Source organism: Usitatibacter palustris (assembly GCF_013003985.1).
GTDB classification, from domain to species: Bacteria; Pseudomonadota; Gammaproteobacteria; order Burkholderiales; family Usitatibacteraceae; genus Usitatibacter; species Usitatibacter palustris.
Window position 1 is genome coordinate 95757 of record NZ_CP053073.1, and the last position, 23555, is coordinate 119311.

24 protein-coding genes are annotated in these 23555 nt (G+C 65.9%); 21 read left to right on the forward strand and 3 right to left on the reverse strand.

Annotated elements, in window-relative coordinates:
- Positions 1-7 precede the first annotated feature (7 nt).
- The 12 genes from gmk to DSM104440_RS00510 all read left to right on the forward strand — a co-directional run bounded on the left by gmk (position 8) and on the right by DSM104440_RS00510 (position 11815).
- Complete coding sequence (gene gmk / locus DSM104440_RS00455; protein WP_171159730.1) at positions 8-616, forward strand: guanylate kinase; 609 nt, start codon at positions 8-10, stop codon at positions 614-616.
- 12 nt (positions 617-628) lie between these two features.
- Complete coding sequence (gene rpoZ / locus DSM104440_RS00460) at positions 629-850, forward strand: DNA-directed RNA polymerase subunit omega (protein WP_171159732.1); 222 nt, start codon at positions 629-631, stop codon at positions 848-850.
- Between the two features lie 31 nt (positions 851-881).
- Entirely contained in the window at positions 882-3071 is a 2190-nt protein-coding gene (locus tag DSM104440_RS00465; RefSeq protein WP_171159734.1) for a RelA/SpoT family protein, read from the forward strand.
- 69 nt (positions 3072-3140) lie between these two features.
- A complete protein-coding gene (locus tag DSM104440_RS00470) occupies positions 3141-3515 on the forward strand; it encodes a RidA family protein (RefSeq protein ID WP_171159736.1) in 375 nt (124 codons plus the stop codon).
- A 10-nt stretch (positions 3516-3525) separates the two neighbouring features.
- Positions 3526-5541: an ATP-dependent DNA helicase RecG gene (recG, locus tag DSM104440_RS00475; protein WP_212758151.1), complete on the forward strand. Its 2016-nt coding sequence runs from the start codon at positions 3526-3528 to the stop codon at positions 5539-5541.
- Positions 5538-6065, forward strand: coding sequence for a chorismate--pyruvate lyase family protein (locus tag DSM104440_RS00480; RefSeq protein ID WP_171159737.1), 528 nt, complete (start codon positions 5538-5540; stop codon positions 6063-6065). Before recG ends, DSM104440_RS00480 begins: the two co-directional genes overlap by 4 nt.
- Positions 6062-6937 (forward strand): 4-hydroxybenzoate octaprenyltransferase, encoded by an 876-nt coding sequence (gene ubiA, locus DSM104440_RS00485; RefSeq protein WP_171159739.1) that lies wholly within the window; start codon positions 6062-6064, stop codon positions 6935-6937. Before DSM104440_RS00480 ends, ubiA begins: the two co-directional genes overlap by 4 nt.
- On the forward strand, positions 6916-7437 hold the full coding sequence (kefF, locus tag DSM104440_RS00490) for a glutathione-regulated potassium-efflux system oxidoreductase KefF (protein ID WP_171159741.1): 522 nt from the start codon (positions 6916-6918) through the stop codon (positions 7435-7437). Before ubiA ends, kefF begins: the two co-directional genes overlap by 22 nt.
- Before the next feature lie 5 nt (positions 7438-7442).
- Positions 7443-9221: a glutathione-regulated potassium-efflux system protein KefC gene (gene kefC, locus DSM104440_RS00495; protein ID WP_171159743.1), complete on the forward strand. Its 1779-nt coding sequence runs from the start codon at positions 7443-7445 to the stop codon at positions 9219-9221.
- Between the two features lie 281 nt (positions 9222-9502).
- Complete coding sequence (locus tag DSM104440_RS00500; protein ID WP_171159745.1) at positions 9503-10771, forward strand: acetyl-CoA C-acyltransferase; 1269 nt, start codon at positions 9503-9505, stop codon at positions 10769-10771.
- Position 10772: 1 nt separating this feature from the next.
- On the forward strand, positions 10773-11435 hold the full coding sequence (locus DSM104440_RS00505) for an ureidoglycolate lyase (protein WP_171159747.1): 663 nt from the start codon (positions 10773-10775) through the stop codon (positions 11433-11435).
- 32 nt (positions 11436-11467) lie between these two features.
- On the forward strand, positions 11468-11815 hold the full coding sequence (locus DSM104440_RS00510; protein WP_171159749.1) for a hypothetical protein: 348 nt from the start codon (positions 11468-11470) through the stop codon (positions 11813-11815).
- Position 11816: 1 nt separating this feature from the next.
- Here the strand turns inward: DSM104440_RS00510 and DSM104440_RS00515 are convergent, their stop codons facing one another.
- The 3 genes from DSM104440_RS00515 to DSM104440_RS00525 are packed head-to-tail and all read right to left on the reverse strand — an operon-like array spanning position 11817 to position 15504.
- Positions 11817-13082 (reverse strand): metal-dependent hydrolase family protein, encoded by a 1266-nt coding sequence (locus DSM104440_RS00515; protein WP_171159751.1) that lies wholly within the window; start codon positions 13080-13082, stop codon positions 11817-11819.
- Between the two features lie 8 nt (positions 13083-13090).
- Entirely contained in the window at positions 13091-14788 is a 1698-nt protein-coding gene (locus tag DSM104440_RS00520; RefSeq protein WP_171159753.1) for a SulP family inorganic anion transporter, read from the reverse strand.
- Positions 14785-15504 carry a response regulator gene (locus DSM104440_RS00525; protein ID WP_171159755.1) on the reverse strand — a complete coding sequence of 240 codons (720 nt, stop codon included), beginning with the start codon at positions 15502-15504 and terminating at the stop codon, positions 14785-14787. The genes DSM104440_RS00520 and DSM104440_RS00525 overlap by 4 nt, the downstream gene beginning before the upstream one ends.
- Before the next feature lie 79 nt (positions 15505-15583).
- Here DSM104440_RS00525 and DSM104440_RS00530 point away from each other — a divergent pair, with 79 nt between their 5' ends.
- From DSM104440_RS00530 to DSM104440_RS00570, 9 genes are all read left to right on the forward strand, one after another.
- Positions 15584-18073 (forward strand): ATP-binding protein, encoded by a 2490-nt coding sequence (locus DSM104440_RS00530; protein ID WP_171159757.1) that lies wholly within the window; start codon positions 15584-15586, stop codon positions 18071-18073.
- A gap of 96 nt (positions 18074-18169) precedes the next feature.
- A complete protein-coding gene (locus tag DSM104440_RS00535; protein WP_171159759.1) occupies positions 18170-19066 on the forward strand; it encodes an EAL domain-containing protein in 897 nt (298 codons plus the stop codon).
- Between the two features lie 126 nt (positions 19067-19192).
- Complete coding sequence (locus DSM104440_RS00540) at positions 19193-20287, forward strand: GSU2403 family nucleotidyltransferase fold protein (protein ID WP_171159761.1); 1095 nt, start codon at positions 19193-19195, stop codon at positions 20285-20287.
- Between the two features lie 129 nt (positions 20288-20416).
- The gene (locus tag DSM104440_RS00545) at positions 20417-20719 is read left to right on the forward strand and encodes a hypothetical protein (protein ID WP_171159763.1); all 303 of its coding nucleotides are present in this window, start codon (positions 20417-20419) and stop codon (positions 20717-20719) included.
- Between the two features lie 190 nt (positions 20720-20909).
- Positions 20910-21533: an HD domain-containing protein gene (locus DSM104440_RS00550; protein ID WP_171159765.1), complete on the forward strand. Its 624-nt coding sequence runs from the start codon at positions 20910-20912 to the stop codon at positions 21531-21533.
- A 90-nt stretch (positions 21534-21623) separates the two neighbouring features.
- Positions 21624-22112 (forward strand): hypothetical protein, encoded by a 489-nt coding sequence (locus tag DSM104440_RS00555; protein ID WP_171159767.1) that lies wholly within the window; start codon positions 21624-21626, stop codon positions 22110-22112.
- A complete protein-coding gene (locus DSM104440_RS00560) occupies positions 22112-22699 on the forward strand; it encodes a GNAT family N-acetyltransferase (protein WP_171159769.1) in 588 nt (195 codons plus the stop codon). The genes DSM104440_RS00555 and DSM104440_RS00560 overlap by 1 nt, the downstream gene beginning before the upstream one ends.
- Positions 22700-22773: 74 nt before the next feature.
- Positions 22774-23118 (forward strand): toxin, encoded by a 345-nt coding sequence (locus DSM104440_RS00565; protein ID WP_171159771.1) that lies wholly within the window; start codon positions 22774-22776, stop codon positions 23116-23118.
- A complete protein-coding gene (locus DSM104440_RS00570) occupies positions 23115-23462 on the forward strand; it encodes a helix-turn-helix domain-containing protein (protein WP_171159773.1) in 348 nt (115 codons plus the stop codon). Before DSM104440_RS00565 ends, DSM104440_RS00570 begins: the two co-directional genes overlap by 4 nt.
- Positions 23463-23555 lie beyond the last annotated feature (93 nt).

The window sequence follows — 23555 nt, forward strand, 5'->3', positions numbered from 1 at the left end:
CGCGCGCATGAACGGCAACCTGTTCGTGGTTGTCGCTCCCTCGGGCGCGGGCAAGACGAGCCTCGTCTCGAAACTCCTCGAAGGCGACCACAACATCAAGCTTTCGGTGTCGTTCACGACGCGCGCACCGCGCGAGGGCGAAGAGCCGGGCCGCGATTACCACTTCGTGTCGCGCGCGACCTTCGAGGCGATGATCGCCGCGGGCGATTTCCTCGAGCACGCCGAGGTCTACGGCAACTACTACGGCACGTCGCGAAAGTGGATCGAAGCCGAGCTCGCAGGCGACCACGATGTGCTCCTGGAGATCGATTACCAGGGGGCCCAACAGGTCCGCGGGCTCTTCCCGACCATGGTCGGAATCTTCATCCTGCCCCCCTCGTTCGCGGAGCTTCGCCGCCGCCTGGAGGGCCGCGGAAAAGACAGCGCGGAGGCCGTCGAGAAGCGCATGGCGAGCGCCCGGCAAGAAATCTCGCATGTTCTTGAATTTGAATATATAATTGTCAATGAACGCTTCGAGGCGGCGTTAACGGACCTGGTTTCGGTCGTGCGGGCGGCACGTGTGTCGCGCGCGCAGCAGCGTTTGCGCCTTCCGAAGCTCCTCAGCGAATTCAGGTAACGGAGAGAAGCCATGGCCCGCATCACCGTCGACGACTGCATCAAGCACTTCCCGAATCGTTTCGAGCTCACGCTCGCCGCGACGAACCGCGCGCGCCAGATCGCCCTCGGTGCCACGCCCCTCGTGGAACCGAACAAGGACAAGCCCACCGTGATCGCCCTGCGCGAAATCGCGGGTGGCAAGGTCGGCCGCGAGCTCCTGCTTCCCCCGGCACCGCAACCGCCGGTCCTCTGAAATCGATGGGGCATAGCCCCATTCGTTTCCGATGCCCTCGCTTGGGGTCCACACCGCCACTGCCAGCGGCCTGAAGGCCGGAGGCGTGTCGTTGCCGGGCCCCGGCGCCGAGGAGCTGGTTTCAGCACTCGGGTACCTCAAGCCCCAGGATGTCGAGCTGATCGAGGCGGCCTACGAGGTCGCCCGCGCGGCCCACGCGGGGCAGTTCCGCAAGAGCGGCGAGCCGTACATCACGCATCCGCTCGCCGTCGCGAAGATCCTCGCCGAATGGCACCTCGATCCGCAGGCCCTCATGGCCGCGATCCTGCATGACGTCGTCGAGGACACGCCGACCACCAAGTCCGAGATCGCGAAGAAGTTCGGCAAGCCCGTTGCCGAGCTGGTCGACGGCGTCTCGAAGATCGACCGCATCGAATTCGCGACGCTGCAGCACGCGCAGGCGGAGAACTTCCGCAAGATGCTGCTCGCGATGGCGCGCGATGTGCGCGTCATCCTCATCAAGCTCGCCGATCGCCTCCACAACATGCGCACGCTGGATGCCGTGCATGCGGAGAAGCAGGAACGCGTCGCCAAGGAAACGCTCGAGATCTACGCGCCGATCGCCAACCGCCTCGGCCTCAACGCGCTCTACTACGAGCTCGAGGACCTGGGCTTTCGCTTCATGCACCCCACGCGCTTCAAGGTGCTCGACAAGGCGCTGAAGAAGGCGCGCGGCAACCGGCGCGATGCCGTGGGCAAGATCACCGAGCAGATCCAGGCGCGGTTGAAGGAATTCAAGCTCGAGGCGCAGGTCACCGGCCGCGAGAAGCACATCTCCTCGATCTACAAGAAGATGCAGGAGAAGAACATCTCCTTCTCCGAGGTGTTCGACCTCTACGGCTTCCGCATCCTCGTGCCCGATGTCGCGTCGGCCTACCTCGCGATGGGCGCCCTGCACACGATGTACAAGCCGATCCCGGGCAAGTTCAAGGACTACATCGCGATCCCGAAGGCGAACGGCTACCAGTCGCTGCACACCACGCTCTTCGGCCCGTTCGGCATGCCCCTCGAGCTGCAGATCCGCACGGCGGACATGCACAAGGTCGCCGAGGCGGGTGTCGCGTCGCACTGGCTCTACAAGAGCTCCGAGATGGACGCGAAGGGCGTGCAATTGAAGAGCCACCAGTGGCTCCAGTCGCTGCTCGAGATCCAGAGCGAATCGGGCGATGCGCTCGAATTCCTCGAGCACATCAAGGTCGACCTTTTCCCCGACGAGGTCTACGTCTTCTCGCCGAAGGGCACGATCTTCTCGCTCCCGAAGGGTGCGACCGCGATCGACTTCGCCTACGCGGTACACACGGACGTCGGAAATCACTGCGTGTCGGCGCGCGTGAACGGCGAGCCCGTGCCGCTGGGCCACGTGCTCCGGAACGGCGATCGCATCGAGATCGTCACTGATCCGTCCGCGCGTCCCAACCCCGTGTGGCTCTCGTACGTGGGCACGGGCAAGGCGCGTTCGCACATCCGTCACTACCTGAAGACGATGCAGTCGCAGGAATCCGCGGAGGTGGGCGAGCTCCTGCTGGTGCAGGCGCTCCGATCGCTGAAGGCGAACCCCGACGAGATCCACGACTCGCACTGGGAGCGCTTCTTCAAGGGCGATTCGGCGAAGACGCGCGAAGAAGTCCTCGCCGACGTGGGCCTCGGCAAGCGCCTCGCGGTCGTGGTCGCGAAGAAGCTCCTCTCGACACCCGATGCGCATGCCGATCCGTCGCAACCGCCGCGGCTCGACTCCATCACCATTCGCGGCACCGAGGGCATGGCGGTGCAGTTCTCGCCGTGCTGCCGGCCGATTCCCGGCGACCCGATCATCGCGCAGATCCGCAAGGGGCAGGGCCTCGCGGTGCACACGCACGATTGCCCCGCGATCCACCCGTTCCACTTCGATCCCGAAAAGTGGGTCGACGTGCAGTGGGATCCGGCGCCCGACCAGCTCTTCGACGTGAACGTGCGCCTCACCGCCGCGAACCAGCGCGGTGTGCTCGCTCGCCTCGCCGCCGAGATTTCCGAAGCCGACTCCGACATAGACCACATCGAGACGGAGCAGAAGTCGAGCCAGGCCTACACCACGCTCGTGTTCACCGTGCAGGTGAAGAACCGGATGCATCTCGCGCACGTGTTCCGTCGCCTGCGTCGCATTCCTGAAGTCGTGCGCATCTCCCGCTTCAAGAAAAAGACGTAACGAATCTATAACCATCGAGAACGGCGTTGGAGCGGACGAAGTGCAACGCCGCTCAACGCCAGCGAGCAAATGACACCAATAGCTACCTCCGAAGCCCCCGCCGCGATTGGCACCTATTCACAGGCGGTTCGCGCCGGCGACACCGTGTACCTCTCCGGCCAGATCCCGCTTGATCCCAAGACCATGCAATTGGTCGAGGGCTTCGAGAACCAGGTGAAACAGGTGTTCGAGAATTTGAAAGCAGTGTGCAAGGCCGCGGGCGGCGACTTCGGCAAGGTCGTGCGCGTGACGGTCTACCTCACCGACCTCGCGAACTTCGCGAAGGTGAACGAAGTGATGGCGACGTATTTCTCGCAGCCGTATCCGGCGCGCGCGGCGATCGGCGTGGCCTCGCTGCCGCGCGGCGCGGCGGTCGAGATCGACGCGATCATGCACCTGGAGTAGCCCGCCTCACTTGGCCTTCAGCCCCGCGGTCGCGAAGCCCCTCGAAAAACTCGGCATCCGCTCGACGTTCGACCTCGTCCTGCATCTTCCGATGCGCTACGAGGACGAAACCCGCCTCACACCGATTCGCGAAGCCCAGCCCGGCGAAAGCGTGCTCGTCGAAGCCGAGGTTGTGGAGAGCGAAGTGAAGTACCGCGGCCGCCGGACCCTGGTGGCGAAGCTCACCGACGGCAAGTCCGAGCTCTGGATCCGTTTCCTCAATTTCTATCCGAGCCAGGTGAAGCAGCTGGAGCCGGGCAAGCGCGTGCGCGTCTTCGGCGAGATCCGCCCCGGCTTCTTCGGCGACGAGATGGTCCACCCGCGCGTGAAGGTCGTCGGCAAGGACACGCCGCTGCCGAAGTCCCTCACCCCCGTCTATCCCACGACCGCGGGGCTTTCGCAGCACCAGCTGCGCGAGCTGATCCTGGGTGCCCTCGACAAGCTTGCGCTCGAGGACACGCTCGACAACGCGCTGCTTGCGAAGCTGCGGCTCGGTGAATTCCGCGAGAGCGTGCTGTTCCTCCACCGGCCGCCACCCGGCGTCGATCGCACGAGCCTGGATGAGCGCACGCACCCGGCGTGGGAACGCCTCAAGTTCGACGAGATCCTCGCGCAGCAACTGGCGATGCGCATCGCCTACCGCGAGCGGCGCGCGAAGTCGGCGCCGAAGCTTCCCGACAAACACACGCTCACCAACGCATTGGTGAAGTCCCTTCCGTTCGCGCTCACCAAGGCGCAGAAGAAGTCGTACGCCACGATCGCGCGCGATCTCGCCGAGGCGCATCCGATGCGCCGCCTGCTGCAAGGCGATGTCGGCAGTGGGAAGACGCTCGTGGCGGCCCTCGCGGCGTTGCAGGCGATCGAGAACGGCGCGCAGGTGGCACTGATGGCGCCCACCGAGATCCTCGCCGAGCAGCACTTCCTCAAGCTTTCGCACTGGCTCGTTCCGCTGGGCGTGCGGATCGCGTGGGTTGCCGGGAGCCTCAAGGCGCGCGCGAAGAAGCAGGCGCTCGCCGGGATCGCGGCAGGCGAGACGCAGCTCGCGATCGGTACGCACGCGCTCTTCCAGGGAGACGTCGCGTTCGCCAGGCTCGGGCTCGCGATCGTCGATGAGCAGCAGCGCTTCGGCGTCGAGCAGCGCCTGGCGCTCGCGGCCAAGGGCGGCGAGCCGCACCAGCTGATGATGAGCGCCACGCCGATCCCGCGAACGCTCTCGATGAGCTACTTCGCCGACCTCGACGTATCCGTGATCGACGAGCTCCCGCCGGGACGCACGCCGGTGCAGACGAAGCTCGTCTCCGAAAAGCGCCGCGACGAAGTCATCAAGCGAATCCGCACTGCTTGTGCGGAGGGCGCGCAGGCCTATTGGGTCTGCCCGCTGATCGAGGAAAGCGAGACGCTGCAGCTGAAGACCGCGCTGGAGACTTTCGAGACGATCAAGGAAACCTTCCCCGATCTCGCCGTGGGCCTCGTGCACGGGCGCCTCAAGGCCGAGGAGAAGGCGCAGGTGATGGCCGACTTCAAGGCGAAGAAGATCCAGTTGCTGGTCGCGACCACGGTGATCGAGGTGGGCGTGGATGTACCCAATGCCACGCTCATGGTGATCGAGCACGCCGAACGCATGGGCCTCGCGCAATTGCACCAGCTGCGCGGGCGCGTGGGCCGCGGCGCGAAGAAGAGCCACGCCATCCTCTTGTATCATCAACCGCTATCGGAAATGGCAAGGGCGCGCCTGAAAGTGATCTACGAAAACAATGATGGCTTCGAGATCGCGCGCGCCGATCTCCAGCTGCGCGGGCCTGGCGAGTTTCTGGGCGCGCGCCAGAGCGGCGCACCGTTGTTGCGCTTCGCGGACCTCGAGCGCGACGCGCACCTCATCGAAAGTGCACGCAACGTCGCTGACGACCTCCTTGCCGGCAAGTCGCGCGCCGCCGCGCGTCACCTCGACCGCTGGCTCGGCACGCGCCAGTTCTACCTCAAGGCATGAAGCGGTGGAAACGCCTCGCGCCGTCCCATGCGGATCCATGGCGAGGCTGGCTCACGTACCGCGGCTCGCTCACCTGGCGCATCGTGTCGCGCGCCGAGGGCTTTCGTGTCGAGCGCATCCAGCAGCGCCTGCGCCATCCGAATGAAGACGAATACCGCGCGCTCGGCCGGCCGACGCACAAGCGGGCCCTCGTGCGCGAAGTGATCCTGCACGCCGGCGGCCGCCCCGTGGTCCTCGCGCACTCGATCGCCGCGCGCCGCGACCTCTTCGGCGTGTGGCGGAGCCTCCGCGGCCTGGGCACGCGACCGCTCGCCGAAGCGCTCTTCACCGATCCGCTCGTGCGCCGCGAGCCGCTCGAATTCGTGCGCATCGATTTTCGCCATCCGCTCTGGAAGCGCGCGTGCAAGGTCCTCGGCCGCGAGCTGCCGTCCCTCTGGGCGCGCCGCTCGCTCTTCCGCAAGCGCGGCCGGCCCCTCATGGTGACCGAGGTGTTCCTCCCCGAAATTCTCGAGCTCGGCGCATGAGCCCGTTCCTCGCGCGCATCGACGCCTACGAAAAGCTGATCCGGCTCGACAAGCCGATCGGCATCCTGCTGCTGCTCTGGCCGACTCTCTGGGCCTTGTGGCTAGCGCGCCGCGGCGTGCCCGATCCGACGGTGCTGTGGATCTTCATTTTCGGCACCGTGCTCATGCGCTCGGCGGGCTGCGCGATCAACGACTGGGCCGACCGCAAGTTCGACGCGCATGTCGAACGCACGAAGAACCGGCCGCTCGCAGCAGGGCGCATCGCGCCCTGGGAAGCGCTCGCGGTCGCCGCGGTGCTCTCGCTCGCCGCATTCCTGATGGTGCTCAAGCTCAACGCGCTCACGATCAAGCTCTCGGTCGTGGCCTTCGCCCTCGCCGCGATCTACCCCTTCACCAAGCGCTTCTTCGCGATGCCGCAGGCGTGGCTGGGTGTCGCCTTCGGCTTCGGCATCCCGATGGCCTTCGCCGCGCACTGGCACGTGGTGCCGCCGCTCGCGTGGGCGCTCCTCGCCGCGAACGTGCTCTGGACGATCGCCTACGACACGGAATACGCGATGGTCGATCGCGATGACGACGTGAAGCTCGGCATCAAGACCTCGGCGCTGCTGTTCGGCAAGTACGACGTGATCGCCGTGATGACCTGCTACACGCTCTTCATCGTCGCGATGCTCGCGATCGGCCTCTGGGCAGGCTTCGGGCCGTTCTACTCCGCGGGCCTGCTCGCCGCAGCCATCATCGCGGGCTACCACTATCGCCTCATCCGCACGCGTTCGCGCGAAGGCTGCTTCAAGGCGTTTCTCCACAACAACTGGATCGGTGCCGCGATCTTCGCGGGCATCGTGGCCGATACATGGCAAAGATCGTCGTCCTGACCGCGCACCCGTACCCGGACCGCTCCCGCGCGCATCGCGTGTTGGTCGATGCGATAAGGGATCTGCCCGACGTGGACGTGCGCTCGCTCTACGGCCGCTACCCCGACTTCGACATCGACGTCGCCGCCGAGCAGGCGGCGCTCGAGTCCGCGAGCCTCGTGGTCTGGCTGCATCCGATCTTCTGGTACGGCGTGCCGAGCCTGCTCAAGCACTGGTTCGACCAGGTGCTCACCAACGGCTGGGCGCACGGCAAGGGCGGGCGCGCGCTCGCGGGCAAGGATTGCCTGTGGGTGGTGACGACAGGCGGCGACGGCGAGTCGTACTCCGAGAAGGGCCGCCACGAACGCCCCTTCACCGACTACATGCCGCCGATCGAGCACACGGCGCGATACTGCGGGATGAAGTGGCTCGAGCCGCACGTGCTGCATGGCGCGCACAAGGTCGATGATGGCGTCATTGCGGATGCCGCCGCACGCCTGCGCGCCCAACTCGCCGGATAACCGCCATGCTTTTCGAAGCCCTCGTCTTCCTCGCGGCCGCGGTGATCTGCGTGCCGATCCTCTCGCGGCTCGGGTTCGGCTCGATCCTGGGCTACCTCGTCGCGGGCATGATCATCGGCCCGTGGGGACTGAGCCTCATCGACAACGTCGAATCGACGCTGCACCTCGCGGAGTTCGGCGTGGTGCTGATGCTCTTCGTGATCGGCCTGGAGCTCGAGCCCGCGCGCCTGGTCTCGATGCGCCGTGAAATATTCCGCGGCGGTTCGATCCAGCTCTTCGCCTGTGCCGCCGCGCTCGCCGCGGGCCTCATCGCACTCGAGCTCAACTGGAAGATCGCGCTCGTGGCCGGCGTCACGCTGGCACTTTCCTCCACGGCGATCGCGATGCAGACGCTCGCCGAGCGCAACGAATTGCCCACGCCGACGGGCCGTTCGGCCTTCGCGGTGCTGCTCTTCCAGGACATCGCGGCCATCCCGCTCATCGCGCTCGTGCCGCTCATGGGGCACGTCGACCTTCCCGGCGGACAGTCGGTGTGGATGCGCGTGGGCATCGCCTTCGCGGCGATCGCCGGCGTGGTCGTCATCGGGCGATACCTCACGCGCCCCGCGTTGCGCCTGATCGCGAGCACGGGCCTGCGCGAGATGTTCACCGCGTTCACGCTGCTGCTCGTGATCGGCATCGCGCTGTTCGCCGGTTTCGCGGGATTGTCGATGGCCCTCGGGGCCTTCCTCGCCGGCGTGCTGCTCGCCAGTTCCGAGTATCGCCACGCGCTCGAAAGCGACATCGAGCCGTTCAAGGGCCTGCTGCTGGGGCTCTTCTTCATCGCGGTGGGCATGACGATCGATTTCGATCTGCTCGCCCGCAACCCCGACCGCATCGCGATCCTGGTGGCGGGCCTGCTGGGCCTCAAGATCCTCGTGTTGCGCCTGATCGCCCCGTGGCTGGGTGTCGCGAAGTCGCAGCGGTGGGTGTTCGCGTTCCTGCTGTCCCAGGGCGGCGAGTTCGCCTTCGTGGTGTTCGAGGTGGCGCGTGCCGCCAACGTGCTCCCGCGCGAATGGCAGGCGCAGCTCACGATCGCGGTGGCGCTTTCCATGGCCGCTACGCCGATGCTGCTGCTCGCCTACGACAAGCTCCTCGCACGCCGCGCGCGCGGCACGGCGGGCGCCGACAAGATCGAAGAGGAAGCGCCGGTGATCATCGCGGGCTTCGGGCGCTTCGGGCAGATCGTCGGCCGCCTGCTCTTCGCCAATGGCATTCGCGCGGTGGTGCTCGACCACGACCCCGAGCAGGTGGAAACGCTGCGTCGCTTCGGCTTTCGCGTGTACTACGGGGACGCGACGCGCCTGGATCTGCTTCGCGCAGCAGGCGCCGAGAAGGCGAAGCTGCTCATCAACACGATCGACGACGTGGCCGACAGCCTCGCGCTCGTCGATCGCGTGCGCACCAACTTCCCGAACGTGCAGATCATCGCCCGTGCGCGCAACGTGCAGCACTACTTCGAGCTGAAGCTGCGCGGCGTGGAGGTGATCGAGCGCGAAGTGTTCGAAGGTTCGCTTCGCATCGGCCGCCGTGCGCTCGAGGCGCTTGGCACCGAACCGTACCGCGCCCGCGAGATGGCCGATGCGTTCCGTCGCCACAACGTCGCGCTCATGGACGCCATGTATCCGCACTACCAGGACGACGAGCGATTGATGTCCGTCGCGAAAGCGGGCCGCCAGCAGCTCGAGGAGCAGTTCGCACAGGACCGCGAGCGCTTCGAGGCGGGGAAAGAGCGCTGGGATTAGGAGACGATCGTCGCTTGCTCCACTGTCATCCTGAGGAGCGCAGCGACGAAGGACCTGCTGTAAGGGGTTAACTGCCTGGCAGGGTCGGTGGCCGAATTCACCTATGACGTCCCGTGCTATGGCTTGTCACACTCTTCAGGAGGGCGAATGTGACAACCCATAACGCGGCGCGCCATAGGCGTCCGGGAAGCAGCTAACCTCCTAAAGCAGGTCCTTCGTCGCTGCGCTCCTCAGGATGACAGTGGAGAGAGGACGACGATTGGTGGGAATACAATGTGCCCATGAACGCCCGCGAAATTTTCCTCGTCCCCGGAGTCCGCACACCCTTCACTCGTGTCGACGGCGCACTGCGCTCCCTCGATGCCGTGGCCCTGTCCGTTCCCGTGGCAAAAGCCATGGCCGGGCAACTAACCGGCGACAAACCCGACTTCCTCGTGTGGGGAACGGTCGCACCCAACCTGGGCTGGAGCAACATCGCACGCGAAGTGCTGATCGACGCGGGCATGGACCAGACCACGCCAGCGTTCAGCACGGTGCTCGCATGCTCGACCTCGATGGTGGGCGCGTTCGAGGCCGCGGGCATGCTCGGCGGCACGCATCACCTCGCGATGGTGGGCGGCGTGGAGAGCATGAGCCGCGTTCAGATTGGCTTGAAGCAAGGACTTTCGGACTGGATCCGCCGCCTCTCGCAGGCGAGGAGCTTCGGCGAGCGCGTCGACCGGTTCCTCGAGATCAAGTTCTCTGAAGTAGGCCTGCACGTGCCAAGTGTCGCCAACCGCGCGACGGGAAAAAGCATGGGCGAGCACTGCGAGGAAATGGCCAAGCAGTGGCGCATCGCGCGCACGGACCAGGACCGCATCGCCTACGAATCGCACGCGCGGGCCGTGAAGGCGATGGCAAATGGATTCTTCGACGACCTCATCGTCGCGGTCGGCGATGCGCGCAAGGACGGCATCCCGCGCGCCGATTCCACGCCCGAGAAGCTCGCGAGCTTGAAGCCCGCCTTCGACCGCACGAGCGGCCAGGGCACGATCACTGCGGGCAATGCGTCGCCCCTCACCGATGGTGCCGCGGCGATCTGGGTCGCGACGGAGGAGGGCGCGGCGCGCCTGCCCGCCGGGAAGCCCCGCGCACGCCTCGTCGATTGGGAAATGGCGGCCGTGGACATCTTCCACGAGGGACTGCTCATGGCGCCCGCCTACGCGATTCCGCGCCTGCTCGCGCGCCGCGGCCTCACGCTCGCCGCGATCGACCTGTGGGAAATCCATGAGGCCTTCGCCGCGCAGGTGCTGTGCAACGTGGCCGCGCTCGAGAGCGAAGACTTCCTGCGCGACAAGGTGCGTGTCGATGCGCACTTGGGCAAGTTTCCGTGGGAGAAGTTGAATCCGAACGGCGGCAGTGTCGCGATCGGTCATCCGTTCGGCGCAACCGGCGCTCGCATCCTCTCGCAGGCCGTGAAGGAACTCGCCGCCATGGGCCCGGGCAAGCGCGCGATCGTGTCCATCTGCGCCGACGGCGGCGTGGGCACCGTGGCGCTGCTGGAGAGCTAGGTTGGACGGCGACATCCTCGCGTCATTCCCGCAAACGCTTCGCCGCGTCGAAGTGCCGTTGGTGCGCGCGACGAACGAATCGCTGAAGGGCTACGGAAAGCTCGTCGACGACCCGAAGAATTTTGCCGTCGAGATCGTGCCGTGGCCGCTCAAAGGCTGGCGCAAGCTCGATCCGGGCACCGGCAACCAGGGCGGCACGGTGACCGGCACCTTCGATTTCTGGTGGGAAGGCGACGTGCTGATGGGCCGCAACGACGCGGTCGATCACACGGACGAAGAGGACGAATACCTCATCGGCTGGTCGTGCGATCCGCGCGCGGCGCGCCGTGACAACCCCTCACCCGATCACTCGCGCGTCCTGCTCTGGCACGCGAACTACCATCCCGACGGCGGCCAGCTCTTCTTCCCGACCGATGGCGGCGCGTTCGTCTCGCCGCTGGCCCTTCCGGGCGAGGACGTGAAGCCCGAAGACTTCGTCTCGTTCTACGTCGAAGGCGGCAAGGGCCTCTACATCCACCCGAACATCTGGCACGAAGCGGTGTTCCCGCTCGCCACGCCCGCGCGCTTCCACGACGAGCAAGGCAAGGTGCACGGCCGCGTGAGCTGCAATTTCGCGGAAGAGTTCGGCCTGCTCCTCGACGTCGCGTTAAGGAAGCCGGACTGACAAAGTCGGATAACAGAACAAGGAGAACACCGATGCGCACGCTGCTCGCTGCTTCCGTACTGCTCGCCATTGCCGCCGCCGCGATTCCCGCGCCCGCGGAGGCCTACCCGGCGAGCGCATGGCGTTCGCGCCCGACAGGCCTCGACAGCGTCGCGGCCTGCACGAAGCGGGGCTTCAAGGCGATGGAATCGGCGCGATTGCAGGCGAAGGCGAGCGGCAGCGCCGGCGTCTACGGAAACAACCAGACGCTCGCGGCGTATGTGATCTGCGTCGAAGGCGGCCGGACCGCGCTGATCTTCTGCGCCTCCACCCAGAAGGGGAAGGATGGCGGCGACTACACCGGCGCGATCTGCGAGACGCTCTGGAAGGCGATGGCCTGACTTACTTGTAGCGGACGCCGTCCTTCATCACGAAGCTCACGCGCGACATCACGGCGATTTCCTTCACGGGATCACCAGGCACGGCAACGATGTCGGCGATCTTCCCGGGTTCCAGCGTGCCCAGGTCCTTCTCGAGGCCCATCACCGTCGCACCGTAGAGCGTCGCGGCGCGAATGGCTTCAAGGGGCGGCATGCCGCCTTCCACCATGTACTCGAACTCCCTCGCATTCTCGCCGTGCGGTGCCACGCCCTGGTCGGTGCCGAACGCGATCTTCACGCCGGCCTTGTACGCCTTGGCGAACGTGCCCTGGATGAGCGGGCCGATGGCCGCGGCCTTCACGCGCACGACCTCGGGGAAGAAGCCTGGCACCTTCGCCTTCTCGGCGACGAAGCGGCCGGCGGAGATCGTGGGGATGTACCACGTGCCGTGCTTCTTCATGAGCTCCATGGCCTCGTCATCCATGTACGTGCCGTGCTCGATCGTCTGCACGCCGGCGCGGATCGCGCGCTTCATGCCTTCCGTGCCGTGCGCGTGGCAGGTGACGGGCATGCCGTAGTCCTTCGCGGTCGTCGTGATCGCCATCAGTTCCGCATCGATGAGCATGGGCGCATCGCCGCTCTTGCCGAGCGAGAGCACGCCGCCCGTGGTCGCGATCTTGATGAGGTCGAAACCCTCCTTGTAGCGCTGGCGAACGACGTTGCGCGCCTGGTCGGGCCCGCTCACGATGCCGCGCTCCGGCCCGGGGTGGCCCATGAGGTCCGCGCGCAATCCGTTGGTCGGATCGCCGTGGCTGCCCGTGGTGCCGACACCGCCCGCAACTTGCAGGCGTGGTCCCTTGATGCGGCCTTCGTTGATCGCGTTGCGCAGTGCGACGCTCACGCCCGGTGAGGCGCCGAGGTCGCGCGCGGAGGTGAAACCCGCGAGCAGCGTCTTCTCGGCGTAGACCACCGAACGGATCGCGTAGTCAGGCGGATTAAGGCGCGTGGCCTCGGTGTAGCTCGCGGGTGTGAACTCGCTGCCGAAATGGATATGCAAGTCGATGAGCCCGGGCATGCACGTGTGGCCCTTGAGGTCGATCGCGCCCTCGGCCGGCGTGTAGCCCGCGTCGATGCGCACGATGCGCTTGGCATCGACCACGATCGTGCGCTCACGCACCACCGAGAGCGTGCGCACGTCAACCAACGCCCCGCAGTGCAGCGTGGTGGGCGCGGCGAAGGCAGCGAAGCTGGAGAGCGCGAAACAGGCGGCAACAGCGCGTTGGATCATGGCGGGACTCACGTCGGGGAAGGAGGCGATTGTCTCAAGCTCGCGAGCGCTTCGTCGAGGGTCGCGAAGAGGTTCTCGTCGCCCAGGCGCGCGGTGAACCCGGCGCGCCGCATCATGTTCAACGGCTGCTCGTTGGGCGCGACGACGACGAGCCGGCTCCCGTGCTTGAGCGTATGGCGGTAGACGTGCTCGAGCGCCTCGAGCCCGGTGTTGTCCATGTTGATCACGTGGTCGAGGTCGAGCAGCACGATCTCGCCGGATTTCGCGGCCGGATCGATCAGCGCCTCGAGCTTGGTGACCGAGCCGAAGAACAGCGTCCCGAAGACGCGCCAGGCCCGGACGCGCTGGCCGTCGGGAAGGGCCGCGACGTTCGCCGGAAGCGCGATCGGGTCGATGTGCGTGAGCTGCGACATCCGGTAGATGAAGAACACGCACGACAGGATGATCCCGACCTGCACGGCGACCGTGATGTCGAGCATCACGGTGAGCGCGAACGTCGAGACCATCGTCGCGCGGTAGAGCAGCGAGTAGCGCTGCATGAGGCGGAATTCCCGCCAGCCGCCCATGTTGAAGGCCACCCAGAGGAGGATCGCTGCGAGGGCGGCGAGCGGAACGCCGAGCGCGAAGGGTGCGAGCAACACGACGATCAGCAGCAGCGTGATCGCATGCACGATGCCCGCGACGGGCGAGCGCGCGCCGCTCTTCACGTTGGTGACGGTGCGGGCGATGGTCCCGGTGGCTGCGATCCCGCCAAAGAGCGGTGCGATGAAATTCGCGATGCCCTGCGCCATCAGCTCCTGGTCGGGGTCATGGCGATCGTCGATGAGGTTGTCGGCCACGCGTGCGCACAGGAGCGATTCGAGGGCCCCCAGCAGTGCGATCGCCACCGTCGGCGCAAAGAGGTACTGGACGGTCGCCCAGTCGAACGCGGGAAAGCGCGGCGCGGGCAGTCCCGCGGGCATCGACCCGAAGCGCGAGCCGATCGTCTCCACCGGAAGGTCCGCGAGGCGCACAACGAGGGTGGAGGCGAACAGCACGACGATCGTGGCCGGAAGCTTCGCCGTGAGGCGCGTGAACACGCCCGCGCGGTTCTGGGCACCCGGGGCAGGCCAGACCACGATCACGAGCAGGGACACCAGCCCTACGGCGATCGCCCACGGATTGGCCGTATGCAAGTGATCCCTCAGCACCGCGATCTGCGAGAAGAAGTTCGAGGGCATGCGATCCACGTGCAGCCCGAGGAAGTCGCGCAGTTGCGAGAGCCCGATGATCACGGCGATCCCGGCGGTGAAACCCACGATGATCGGCACGGGCACGAAGCGCACGAGCGTGCCGAACTTGAGCGCACCCATCGTGAACAGCAGCACCCCGGCGAGCATGGTCGCGATGAGCAGGTTCGCCACGCCGTACTGGTCCACGATTCCGTAGAGCAGGGCCACGAAGGCGCCCGCCGGACCGCCGATCTGCACGCGCGATCCGCCCAGCAGGGAGATGAGCAGGCCCGCGACGATGGCGGTGACGATCCCTTGTTCCGGACGCACGCCCGAGGCGATGCCGAAGGCCATGGCGAGCGGGAGCGCGATCAGGGCGACGGTGACGCCCGAGGCTAAGTCCGCGGCGAAATCCTCGCGGCTGTACCCCTGCTTGAGCGTGTCGACGAGGCGCGGCCGGAACTTAAACCGGACCAGCCTCGCGACGCGCTTCACAACGTTTCGACGGAGGTGTTGAGGTAGTACCCGGCGCCGCGTTCGGTCTTGATGAGGTTGGGCTGGTTGGGGCTCTCCTCGATCTTGCGGCGCAGCCTCAGGATCTGCACGTCGATCGAGCGGTCGTAGATGTCGTCGTGCAGGCGGCTCGATTCGAGCAGCTGGTCGCGGGAAAGCACGCGTTGGGGTGCGCGCAGGAACGCCACCAGCAGCGCGTATTCACTGTTGGTGAGCTCCACGGCATCGGCATTGGGGCCCTTGAGGCGGCGCGTGCCGGTGTTGAGCTCCCAGCCCGCGAAGCGGTAGGCCCGCACGCTCTCGCCGCGGCGCTTCTCGCGCTTGCCTTCGGTGCGGCGTAGCACGGCCTTGATCCGCGCGAGCAGTTCGCGCTGCGAAAAGGGCTTGGTGACGTAGTCGTCCGCGCCGAGCTCCAGGCCCATCACGCGGTCGACTTCGTCCTTGCGACCGGTGAGGATGATGATCGGCAGGTCGAGGGATTCGCGCAGCCGCCGCGCGATGGCGAGGCCATCCTCGTCGGGGAGCTTGAGGTCGAGGATCACGAGATCGACGATTTCCACGCCGAGGACGCGATCCATGTCCGCGCCGCTTTCGGCCACGGACACCTTGAAGTCGTTCTCGCCGAGGTACTCGCGAATGAGGTCGCGAATGGCGGCGTCGTCATCGACGACGAGGATATGGGCTTCCTGGGTTTCCACGTTCGATGGGTCCAATGTCGTGGCGTTGCAGCCATTCTACCGCCGTAGCCCGTAGAATCCGAATCGGCCCCCCGGATCGATGAATTCCACCGCGCACAGGACGACCCCCGAGGCGTTCACCACAACGCCAACCGTGCAGGCAATCGCCTATGCATCGTTCACGGCGATCTACTACGTCCTGGCCGCGTACGCGACCGATCTCCCGGTCCAAACCAGCTTCCCGTTCCTGATCTGGCCCGCCGACGGGCTGGTCCTGGGTGTCCTCCTGGTCGCCCCCGCGCGCCGCTGGCCCGTCTATCTCGCCCTGGTGGCGGTCTGCAACGTGGCGATGGGCCTGCACCTGGGCGTTCCGTATTCGCGCGTCTTCGCGGCAACCATGGTCAACGTCGCCAGCCCGCTGTTCGTGGCCGCCGGACTGCAGCGCCTGGGCGGTCCACGCGTTCACATCGATACGGTTAAGGGTGTCGCGGCCTTCCTGATCGGCATGGCCCCGCTGGTGGGCGCGATGTCGATCCTCGACGCGTTCTATTCATACACGCGCTTCCAGGCCCCGTTCCGCGAGCAGTGGTCGGTGGTGTTCGTCTCCGACATGCTGGGGATGATCCTGATCGCGCCATTGATCATCGCCTGGAGCCGCCAGGGCTGGCGCGAGGCGCTTACGTCCTCGCGCGCGCGGCTGCCCGAGCTGATCGTCCTTTATGTGGGATTGATCATCACGTCGTGGTACGTGTTCGGCGCGCGGCCGCAGGTCGCAGGGTTCATACCTCCGCTCGCCTACCTATGCGCACCCTTTCTTATCTGGGCCGCGCTGGGCTTTGGCCTGCGCGCGGCCACGCTCGGCCTCGCGATCTTCGGCCTCATCTGCTACTGGCACACGGCGCAGGGCTTCGGTCCGTTCTCGATCGACGGCGTCGCGGACTGGCGCGCACTCCTGCACCTGCAGGGCTACCTCGCCACCATCGTGGTGACCACGCTGTTCGCGGCGGCCTTGCTCGTCGAGCGCCAGCAGGAGGCGCAGACCACGAGCGCCTGGCGTCGGCGCTACGAAGCGGTGATCCGGGCGAGCGGCAACCTTCTTTATGAGCTCGATCCCGATACCGGCACCGTGCTCTGGGACGGCGACACGCGCGCGGTGCTCGGCGTAGGCCCCGAGGATCTATCCCAGGTGCGCGACTGGATGGAGCGCATCCACCCCGACGACCGCGCCCGCATGCGCAGCCTGCGCGAGCTCGTGCTCACCGACAACCAGGCGCGCATCGATGCCGAGTACCGCTTGCGGCGCGACGACGGCGAGTACATCTCGATCGGCGTGAACGGCTTCGTGATCGCCGAGCCCATGGGGCTGCGCGAGGTTCGCCGGCGCGTGATCGGCTTCGTGCAGGACGTCTCGGACAAGATCCGCGCGGAGGAAGAGCGCCGCAAGCTGGAGGCGCAGCTCAAACAGGCGGAAAAGATGGAGGCCGTGGGCCACCTTGCCGGCGGCATCGCACACGACTTCAACAACATCCTGGGAGCGATCCTGGGTTACGGGGAGCTCGCGCAGCTGAAGGCGAAGGACCCGGACATGAAGCGCTACGTCGACACGATCATGAATGCCGGCGCGCGCGGCAAGTCGCTCGTGACGCAGATCCTTTCCTATAGCCGCGCCGAAAGCCTCGCGCGCGCACCCGTGATCATCGCCGCGGTCGGGCGCGAAGCCTGCGACCTCATCCGCGGCTCTTCGGCGAACGAGATCGATGTCCGCTTTCGCACGGAGGGCGAGGAAGCGAGCGTGATGGGTGATCCCACGCGCATCCACCAGCTCTTCATGAACCTGGGCACGAACGCCGTGCACGCGATGGGCGAGGAGGGCGCGCTGGAAGTCGTGGTCGCCAACGAGCACGTCGCGCAACCTTTTGTCGCGCGAAACGGCGAGGCCCCCGCCGGCGAGTACGTAAAGATCACCGTGCGCGACACCGGCCACGGCATCGCGCCCGAGGTCATCGACCGAATCTTCGAACCGTTCTTCACGACCAAGCCCGCCGGGCGCGGTACGGGCCTGGGCCTGGCACTCGTGCACTCCGTAGTAAAGGAGCACCAGGGTTACATCGACGTCGCGAGCACGTTGGGCCAGGGCACGACATTCACGGTCTGGCTGCCGATGCTGCCGGCCGACGAGCTGGAGGCCGCGCCCAAGGTCGATCCACGGACCCCGGGCCGCGGGCAGGTGATCCTCGCCGTGGACGACGAGAAGCAGGTGCTCGCGGCACTCGAGGAAATGCTCGCGAACCTGGGCTACGAGCCCGCGGGCTTCAACAGCAGCCGCGAGGCGCTGGAGGCGGTGCGCGCCGACCCGCGCCGGTTCGAGGCCGTGGTGAGCGACGAGGTGATGCCGGAGATGTCGGGCACGCAGCTCGCCGTGGAGCTGCGGAAATTGAACCCGGCGATCCCGATCGTCATCGCCACGGGTTACGGCGGGGCGGGATTCGAGACCCGGGCGTTATCGGCGGGGGTCAACCGGGTCCTGAGAAAACCCTATCGAATGAACGAGATCGGCGAGGCGCTCGCGGGCTTCTTTCCGGGCGAGTGACAATTGCAACGCCGGACGTCTGACACGTAGCTGTGAAGTAACGCACCTCGCGGATATTGCGGAATCCGCCGAACAACGGCGATCAGGAGTTCCGCCGTGCCGGCCTCGATCGAATTCAACGGTCTCACCCTCGTCTCGACCTTCCAGCCCATCTATAACGTGCGCGAGACCCGCGCCGAGGGCTACGAAGGCCTGGTTCGCGCGTCGCGCGCGGATGGCACGCCGGTCAACTCGGGCGATCTCTTCGACAGCCTCGACGAATCGGAACTGATCTCGCTCGATCGCACCTGCCGCACGCTGCATCTTCGCAATTTCGCGGCCGTCGATCCGGGCGACCGCATGCTCTACCTCAATATGCATCCGGTTGCCGCCGTTGCCGACGCCACGCAAGCGAAGGAAGTGCGCTCGCGCATCGGATACTTCGGCCTCACGCCCGAGCGCGTGTGCATCGAGATTCTCGAAGGCTCGTGCGCCGATGAAGGCCTGCTCGTCGAAGCCGCGGACGCCTACCGTTCGATGGGTTTCAAGCTCGCGATGGATGACTTCGGCGTCGAGCGCTCCAATTTCGACCGCGTCGCCGCCATCGGCCCGGACCTCGTGAAGATCGATCGTTCGATCCTCGCCGACGCCGTGGGCAACGTGAAGGCGCGACGCATGCTGCCGGCCGTGGTCGGCCTCCTGCACGAAGCGGGCAGCAAGGTCGTGATCGAAGGCATCGAGGATGCGAGCGAAGCGCTGCTCGCCATCGAGTCGGGCGCCGACTATCTCCAGGGTTTCTACTTCGCGCCGCCCGGCGTGAAGCTGCATAACGATGCGCTGACCGACCGGATGCTCGCCGAGCTCACGCGCGTGCGCCGCCCGGTGATCGAACTCGCCCCGGAATCGGTGAACGAGGCTTCGTCGCTGAGCGCCGTCGCACGGTTGTTGAAATCAGCGCGCTCGCTGTCGATCGCGGAGCGGTTCACGGTGCTCAAGAAGACCGGTTCGGACTGACACCGCGAGACGTATCCTCCAAAAGTCGAAAATGGAGGATACCGCGCGTCGTTATACTAGGTTGACTCTGGGCTAGTATAACTGCGGGACTTTGTTATACTAGGCCATCTACAGGCTAGTATAACCATGCTCAGCACACCCCTCGGCGCCGCCGCCCAGGCCGCCTACTCCGAACTCCTCGACGTGGTCCGCCACCTGGAGCTCTCGCGCTCCATCGAAACGCTGAGCGGGTCCTTCAACCGGAAGACCGTCCGCGGGATCGTGTACTGGTACTACCAGTTCACCGAGGTCGATACCGGAAAACTCACGCAATACTTCATCGGACCCGACAGCGACCCGCTGCGCGCGCTCGTCGAACGCGCGCGCGCCAAGGACGCACGATCCATCACTCGCCTTGCGGCGGCCGCCATCGCCCACGGCTGCGCGGGCGCGACACCGACGCACTTCCGTGTCGTCCGGCGGCTGAACGAGGTGGGATTCTTTCGCGCAGGCGGGCTCCTCATCGGAACCCATGCCTTCCTCGCGTGCGGGAACGCGCTCGGTGTGTCGTGGGGCGAGGCGGCGCGCACGCAGGACCTCGATTTCGCCCACGCGGGATCGAACATCGAGCTGGGTTTACCGCACTTGATGAAGGTGGACACCGCAAGCGCCATCGAGCGGCTCGAAGCGGGCTTCCTGCCGATACCGGGTTTCCGTCCCTGGGAAAAGACCGCGAGCTTCGTGAGCAAGACGGATAGATCCCTGCGCGTGGACTTCCTTGCGCCGATGGTCGGAGGCAAGGAAGCGCCGTACGAGCACGCCGAGCTTGGGGTGCGGCTCCAGCCGCTGAGGTTCCTCGAGTTCATCCTCGAGGACGTCGGCCAGGCGGTTGTACTGAGCGCAGTGGGAGCAACGTTGGTCAACGTTCCCGATCCCGCGCGCTACGCGCTGCACAAGATGCTCGTCTATGCGGATCGCCGGGCTCGCAATCCCACGAAGGCCGGGAAGGACCTCCTGCAGTCCGCGGCGCTCCTCGAGGCAACGTTTGCGGATCGCGAGGACGACTACAAGCGCCTCTGGAAGGACTTGCACGCGCGCGGCGCAGGATGGCGAGCGCGTGCGCGCAAGGGTTTCGCTGCCCTGAAGAAGCTGGCACCTGAACTGGACGCGCTGCCCATGATGGATTCGATCCAGCGCAAGTTCGGACCGACCCCGCGGAAAAAGCCTGCCGCGCGAGCGTGATTTTTCACACTCCGTTCGTCCGATAGCTTTCTCGGTCGCCTCGCAATACTGCGGCGACCTCTCTGCCCCCGCCCCCCTAGTCTGGCGGTGAGCGCAATTCCGCGCTCGCCACCCTGAAAGAGGGAAGCCATGAACCACTCCAACATTCGTCTCGCGCTGGCCACGCTGGCGCTCGCCGCCGTTCCCGCGATCGCCTCCGATTCCGATGCGCCCGTCGCCGTCAACACGGACGGCCTCACGCGCCTGGTCGCGAAGAAGGTCGAAGAGAACGCCGCGATGGGCATGCAGCAGCTGCGCCGGCACCTGTGGAGCACGTTCCACCTGCATCGCGTCCTGATCGAGGACGTGCTGAAGGATAAGGACGATGTCATCGCGGCCAACGATGCGCCCGCGGTGAAGAAGGAGTTCAAGCTTGCGACGCGCACGCGTTGAACCCCGAAAACGGAGCCCCGCACGCGGGGCCCAGTCCGCGCGCCGCAGGCTTGCCGCACGGCTCCTGCTGCGCGTGGACCGCATGGTGGTGGGGGTGCTCGCACGCCTGCGCCGAATCCATGCGGCGAATGATCCGGAGGGCTGAGCGCCTCTAGGCGGCTCCGCGCCACGTCAGGCAAGATGGCGCTCCATGAGCGCTACGGAGCTCTTTCAAACGTCCTGGATACGCGCGTGGCGCGGCCTCGATGCGCGCGGAGATGGCGACGCGCTTCGTGACGCGGTGCTCGCGCGCTACGCCGAGCCGCATCGCAAGTACCACACCCTGCAGCATCTCGAGGAATGCCTCGCGCTCTTCGAATCCGTCGGCTCCGCAGCCGAGCGGCCCGCGGAAGTCGAGATGGCACTGTGGTTCCACGACGCCATCTACGACCTGAAGTCTTCGGACAACGAAGCGAAGAGCGCTGCGTGGGCGCACCAGGCGCTGGTCGCGGCGGGCGTCGCGTATTCATCTGCCGAACGCATACGCGATCTCATTCGCGTCACTCGGCACACGGGCGTACCGGTCACGCAGGACGAGAAGGTCCTGGTGGACATCGACCTGTCGATCCTGGGCGCTTCCGACGCGCGGTTCGCCGAATACGAGGGCCAGATCCGCGAGGAGTATTCCTACGTTCCGGGATTCATCTTCCGGATGAAGAGGAAATCGATCCTCAAATCATTCCTCGATCGTCCCGTGATCTACAGCACTCCGGCAGTGCAGGGACAATTGGAAGCGCGTGCACGGGCCAACCTCGCACGCGCGATCGGTTCGTAATCCCAGGAAAACGACATGCTGCGAATCCCCCGTGCCGTCGAACAATCCATTCTCAAGATACGCGCCTACTTTCGCGAGAGGGACAGGGAGATGCGTGCAAAGAGCAACGGCAAGATGGGCTTCACGACGAAACCCGAGATGCTCGGCGCCGAGCTCGCCTTCTGGGAGATCGAGGACGATGACGAGCTCGATGAATTTCTGTCCGGCGATCTTCTGGCCGCGATCTATGGCACGGACATGCCACCGCTGCCCAAGGGCTACGAACCGCTGCTCTACGTCCTGGAGTTCGAGCGGCACTGCCAGTTCGAGGGATGGACGGCGATCGGCAACCGGTCGTCGGACATGGGACGCATCATCGAGTCCTATCGCGTCCTCGGGCTGGCGGACGAGGCGAGTGCGCTCGAGGCCGTCGTCGCGGCGGCCGAGAAGATCAGCGACAACGATGACGAGTACCACGACGTGCTCGGCAAGGCCTACGGCAGCGTTGCGAACAAGACACCGGATATCGAGGATCGGCTGCCGCTGATCTACGCGTTCGTGCGCGGGCATCCGGATTGGTTCGGCGAGGAGGTTCGCTGATGGGGGCGCCCTTCAAGCTCGTGCAGCCGTCGGCTGAATATCTTTCGGCGTACGTTGCGGCCCTCGAGCGAGGCTGGTCCTGGGACACCGTGCGCGGCAAGGTCGCGGCGGACGAAGAGCTCGAGCTCATTCGCAAGGACAGCGCCGCGTTTCTTGCATCGCTCGCGATTCGCCGTCCGGAAGGGGCGATGGTCACGCTGCCCGATGGCACACAGGTCCCGCGCCTTCCCGGACTCCGGCGATGGATGTGGGACGGAGAGTTCTGCGGCGCGATTGGGTTTCGCTGGCAGGACGGAACCGAAGCGCTGCCGCCGCATGTGCTGGGCCACATCGGCTACACCGTGGTTCCCTGGAAGCAGCGGATGGGATGCGCCACGCGCGCACTGGGCCTGATCCTGCCGCTCGCGAAAGAGGAGGGCCTCCGCTATGTCGAGCTGACGACGGACCCTGCGAACGTGGCCTCGCAGCGCGTGATCGAAGCCAACGGTGGCGTGCTGCACGAACGATTCACGAAACCGGAAGCCTTCGGCTCGACGCCCGGGCTTCGCTACCGGATCGCACTCGAAAGGATCGCCGATGGGTCTTGATGTCTACGCAGGATCGTTCACCCGCCCTCCCGGGTGAGCCTTCCTTCTATACGCAGATTGCGTATAATATTGCCATGAAGGCGGTCTTCGTCGAACTTCCAGCGTTCGCGCGCCACCGCGCCGACTACTTCGACGACTCGGCCTTCACGCGACTGCAAGTTGAACTGATGAAGAATCCCGAAGGCGGCGATCTCATCAGGGATTCCGGTGGACTGCGCAAGCTGCGCTTCCCCGATGCAAGGCGCGGCAAGGGCAAGCGAGGCGGCCTGCGGGTGATTTACTACTGGTGGGATTCAGAGAGCCAGTTTTGGTTGTTCACCGTTTATGACAAGGACCAGGCCGATGACCTATCCCCTGAGCAGCGTAGAACTCTCAAGGGGCTGATGAAGGCCGAGTTGGAAGCAAGGAGCAGACGATGAATACGAAAGCAAAGTCGGTTGGAAAACTTGGGCGGAAACGCGACGTATTCGCGGAGCTCAAGGAAGGCATGGATGCCCTGTCGGCCGCCCGTGCGGGAAAGGTGACGCTCAGGACCCATAGCGTGAAGGTCAAGCCGGCACCCACCCTTTCCCCCAAGGAACTCGTTCGCGTCCGAGAGGGCCTGCACATCTCTCGAGCCGTGTTTGCCGCCTACCTGCGAACAAACGTTCGAACCTTGGAGAATTGGGAGCAAGGACGGGCGAAACCCAATGCCCAGGCCGCCTTGCTCATCAGTCTGGTGAAACAGTTTCCCGACACGGTTCAGCGGCTCGCGGCGATCTGACGACAACTCGTCTTGGTTGCCCATCGCACCTTCACGGTTCAACTCGGGTCGCTCTACCACGACTTCCGGGACGTCGACCCGCGGATCGGGTGG

Coding starts and splice junctions, on each gene's coding strand:
- gmk (WP_171159730.1), top strand. CDS start 8: ATGAACGGCAACCTGTTCGTGGTTGTCGCTCCCTCGGGCGCGGGCAAG.
- rpoZ (WP_171159732.1), top strand. CDS start 629: ATGGCCCGCATCACCGTCGACGACTGCATCAAGCACTTCCCGAATCGT.
- DSM104440_RS00465 (WP_171159734.1), top strand. CDS start 882: ATGCCCTCGCTTGGGGTCCACACCGCCACTGCCAGCGGCCTGAAGGCC.
- DSM104440_RS00470 (WP_171159736.1), top strand. CDS start 3,141: ATGACACCAATAGCTACCTCCGAAGCCCCCGCCGCGATTGGCACCTAT.
- DSM104440_RS00480 (WP_171159737.1), top strand. CDS start 5,538: ATGAAGCGGTGGAAACGCCTCGCGCCGTCCCATGCGGATCCATGGCGA.
- ubiA (WP_171159739.1), top strand. CDS start 6,062: ATGAGCCCGTTCCTCGCGCGCATCGACGCCTACGAAAAGCTGATCCGG.
- kefF (WP_171159741.1), top strand. CDS start 6,916: ATGGCAAAGATCGTCGTCCTGACCGCGCACCCGTACCCGGACCGCTCC.
- kefC (WP_171159743.1), top strand. CDS start 7,443: ATGCTTTTCGAAGCCCTCGTCTTCCTCGCGGCCGCGGTGATCTGCGTG.
- DSM104440_RS00500 (WP_171159745.1), top strand. CDS start 9,503: ATGAACGCCCGCGAAATTTTCCTCGTCCCCGGAGTCCGCACACCCTTC.
- DSM104440_RS00510 (WP_171159749.1), top strand. CDS start 11,468: ATGCGCACGCTGCTCGCTGCTTCCGTACTGCTCGCCATTGCCGCCGCC.
- DSM104440_RS00515 (WP_171159751.1), bottom strand. CDS start 13,082: ATGATCCAACGCGCTGTTGCCGCCTGTTTCGCGCTCTCCAGCTTCGCT.
- DSM104440_RS00530 (WP_171159757.1), top strand. CDS start 15,584: ATGAATTCCACCGCGCACAGGACGACCCCCGAGGCGTTCACCACAACG.
- DSM104440_RS00540 (WP_171159761.1), top strand. CDS start 19,193: ATGCTCAGCACACCCCTCGGCGCCGCCGCCCAGGCCGCCTACTCCGAA.
- DSM104440_RS00545 (WP_171159763.1), top strand. CDS start 20,417: ATGAACCACTCCAACATTCGTCTCGCGCTGGCCACGCTGGCGCTCGCC.
- DSM104440_RS00550 (WP_171159765.1), top strand. CDS start 20,910: ATGAGCGCTACGGAGCTCTTTCAAACGTCCTGGATACGCGCGTGGCGC.
- DSM104440_RS00555 (WP_171159767.1), top strand. CDS start 21,624: ATGCGTGCAAAGAGCAACGGCAAGATGGGCTTCACGACGAAACCCGAG.
- DSM104440_RS00560 (WP_171159769.1), top strand. CDS start 22,112: ATGGGGGCGCCCTTCAAGCTCGTGCAGCCGTCGGCTGAATATCTTTCG.
- DSM104440_RS00565 (WP_171159771.1), top strand. CDS start 22,774: ATGAAGGCGGTCTTCGTCGAACTTCCAGCGTTCGCGCGCCACCGCGCC.
- DSM104440_RS00570 (WP_171159773.1), top strand. CDS start 23,115: ATGAATACGAAAGCAAAGTCGGTTGGAAAACTTGGGCGGAAACGCGAC.